This window comes from Alkalibaculum bacchi (assembly GCF_937875145.1).
Lineage (GTDB): Bacteria > Bacillota > Clostridia > Eubacteriales > Alkalibacteraceae > Alkalibaculum > Alkalibaculum bacchi_A.
In genome coordinates this window covers 1-3,454 of the sequence record NZ_CALNCS010000166.1, presented here as the reverse complement: position 1 = coordinate 3,454, position 3,454 = coordinate 1, and the positions used below count along the sequence as shown (strand labels likewise).

At 39.4% G+C, this 3,454-nt stretch carries 3 protein-coding genes; all 3 read right to left on the bottom strand.

Annotation, left to right across the window (positions count from 1 at the left end):
- The coding region (locus Q7P22_RS10025; protein ID WP_303863751.1) for a (2Fe-2S)-binding protein at positions 1 to 293 on the bottom strand (293 nt) is incomplete at its 3' end.
- A complete protein-coding gene (gene xdhB, locus Q7P22_RS10020; RefSeq protein ID WP_303863749.1) occupies positions 293 to 1,165 on the bottom strand; it encodes a xanthine dehydrogenase subunit XdhB in 873 nt (290 codons plus the stop codon). The genes xdhB and Q7P22_RS10025, both read right to left, overlap by 1 nt.
- Positions 1,166 to 1,171: 6 nt before the next feature.
- A partial coding sequence (gene xdhA, locus Q7P22_RS10015) for a xanthine dehydrogenase subunit XdhA (RefSeq protein ID WP_303863747.1) occupies positions 1,172 to 3,454 on the bottom strand: 2,283 nt, incomplete at its 5' end.

The following is a 3,454-nucleotide window of genomic DNA, read 5'->3' as shown; positions in this document are numbered from 1 at the left end:
GCAGCTTCTTCAATAAAAGCTTTTTGTACAGGATGCAGATTGTTGCCCTTTTTAGATAACCCTTCCACAGTGATTATTTCTTTTCCTTCTGCCCAAACAGTAAGATAGATACAGCTGTTCATTGCAATTCCATCAATAAGAACGGCACATGCTCCACACTCTCCAACTCCACAACCTTTCTTGACACTTGTCAAATTAAATCTGTTGCGAAGAGTATCGGTTAAAATCTCACCTGGATTAACAGCAATTTCATGGCTCTCTCCATTTATATTCAAATTTACGATATTTAACATTAGGCAAAACTCGCTTTCCATGCTAATTTAAGAGCCTTGTTGAAAATCTCGCCTGCTATATGAAGCCTAAAATCTTTACTTGCTCTCCATGAATCTCTTGGCGATATTTCCGATCGCACAATACTCGGACCTTTTAGCAGTGCTTGATCAATTGTCATACCTTTCAACGAATCTTCAGCCTTTGATAAACGCAAAGGAACCGGAGCAGCCACACCGAATGCTATACGTATATCGTCAATCAAAGTTTTTTCTTTGTTTAATTTCAATTGCACAGCACAACCAAGTGTAGCAATATCCATTGCATTTCGCTGCGAATATTTTTCATAGTGTCCCTTATAGCCAGTATAATCTTTTTTATCAATATGAATTGCTGTAAGCAAAGAACCATTAGGTAACGCAACTCTAGATGGTCCAAGATAAAAATCCTTAATTAAGGCATCATGAGTAGTATTATTGTTTGATATTTCTAATCTCGCATTTAAAGTTAACAGCGATGAAGAAGTATCGGCGCTAGTCACACCATTACAAATATTGCCGCCGATTGTACCTGCGGCTCTGATTTGTGGGCCTCCAACTGATCCAGCTGCAATAGCCAAAATAGGTAAAATTTCTAATATTAAAGGATTATTTTCTAGCTCTCGAAAAGTGGTAAGCGGTCCAATTTTAATGACCCCTGATTCATTTATCGAGATGCCCTTGAGTTCTGAAATCTTATTAATGTATACCAAATGAGCTTTATTAATCTTTCCTGCCCTAATTTTGACCAGTATATCCGTACCCCCCGCAACAACGAGAGCTCCATGATTTTGGTTTAATAAACTAATAGCCTCTGGAATACTGTGGGCTATTTCATTTTTAACAATGTCCAGCATGTAAAATCACTCCTTTGAGAAAAAACCGACTTGAGTAAATTCTTTTATCAGGTTTTGCGGATTTAATGGTAAATGATTCACAGCAACACCAGTAGCATTCAACAATGCATTTCTTATTGCTGCAGCTACAGGTATCGTTGGAGGCTCTCCTAATGACTTATTACCATAAGGCCCGGTGGGGTCATTTGTTTCCACAAATTTTACATGAAGGTCAGGGATATCCATTGATGTAGGTAACTTATAATCTAACAAATTACCATTTAACAGCTTACCTTTTTCGTCGTATAGCATCTGTTCAGAGAGAGCGTAACCTATTGCCATCGCCATTCCCCCATGAACTTGGGCTGTAGCCAAAGCTGGATTTATTATACGTCCGCTGTCATGTACATTGATTATATCCAGAATTTTTATGCGGCCAATTGGAATGTTTACTTCGATTTCTGCAAAACAACACCCTAAAGCATAGGTATTATTTTTGCATTGAAAAGAAGATTCGGCAGTAATATGGGTTGCATGTTTTCTGCTATAAAATGATGTCATTGCAAGCTCTTTCAAAGAGATTAGTACTGCCCTATTTTCGGTTTCAATAATCCCACTGTCGGAGATGTCGAGTATTTGCTGTGGTTGTTCAAGTAACTCTGCCGCATAACAAATAATTTTCTGTTTTAGCTGCATACAAGTTTGTTTCAAAGCCATACCTGAAACGTAGGTCTGCCTTGAAGCGTATGCACCGGTATCATACGGTGCATGGTCTGTATCTTGAGTAGTAACAATATGAACATTTTCAGGCTTGATCGAAAGAGTCTCAGCCGCAATTTGTGTAAAAACAGTATCTGCACCTTGACCAATTTCCGTTGCGCCCATCTCAATTTGCACGCTACCATCCTGAGTTAATATAACTCTTGCGCTTGCAATCTCCATTGCGCTCGGATAAGCTCCTGTTTTATAACTGAAAATTGCCATACCAACGCCCTTGCGAATATTACCAGACTGATTACTATACAGCTTACGTTTTTGAGCCCAGTTGATATAGTTGCAACCTGTTTCAAGACATTCATCAAGGCCGTTACTGTGACAGATTATTCCTGTAGGTGCATCAATATCTCCTTCTCGCATCATGTTGATCCGCCTAAATTCTATCGGATCCATATTAAGCAACAATGCTAAATCGTCCATATGAGATTCCATTGCAAAATTAATTTGAGGTATGCCATAGCCTCTCATTGCTCCGCCAGAACAAATATTGGTATAAACAGTAATGGCTTCCTGTCTCAACGCATTTTGATGATATAAATTTCGATAGCCGCTTGTTGCGTTAGCTACAATAGTGTGACCGTGTGAAGCATAGCCTCCTTGGTTAGAGATCGCTTTGCTTCTCCTTGTCAATATTTTACCGTCCTTTGCCACTTCGGTTTCCAACTGAAATTCAATTCCGTGACGTGTTCGTGTCGAAAGAAAGTTCTCTTCCCTGTTCATATCTAGTCGGACACATCTTCCCCCAACCTGCATTGTTAAAAAAGCATTCAGCGGTTCATAAATTACATCCTGCTTATTTCCAAAACCACCACCAACATATGGTTTGACAACACGCACACGACCAAATGGTATTCCTAAAGCCTGAGCAATAACATGGCGCACGATATGTGGTATTTGTGTAGAAGTAACCACCACCACTCGGTCTCCTTCCATGTACGCAAAGCTGCATGCATTCTCGATATGACAGTGTTTAACAGGTTTAGTTTTGTAAGTTGCAGTATATTTGACGTAGACTTCTGAAGGATCAATAGTTTGCAAATCACCTTCAGAATATGAAGTCTTTTTTAATCTATTATTCGGAAATTCAGCATGAATGAGACAAGAAGCAGGATCCATTGCCTCAATTGGGTCAAGCAAAACAGGGTATTCTTCATATTCAAGTTTCAATAAATTTATCGCTTCGTCAGCAATGGATTCGTTTCTAGCAACAACTGCTGCAATGCAGTCTCCATAGTGCCTAACTCGTTGATTTAGTATTTTACGATCAGCAACATCTCTATGTTCTAGATCTAAGGACCAAGGGTGACCCGGAGTTGCATATTGGATATCTGGCACATCAAGACAAGTTACGATCTTTTCGACGCCATCCATTTGCTCTGCCTTTCTTATGTCAATGGATTTGACCATACCATTAGCAAAAGTACTATGTAGGACCTTTCCTACCAGCGCATTAGGTGGGGTAAGGTCTTCCGTATATTTTGCTCTCCCCATCACTTTATCCAAAGCATCCACGCGTATAATATTTTTGCCAAT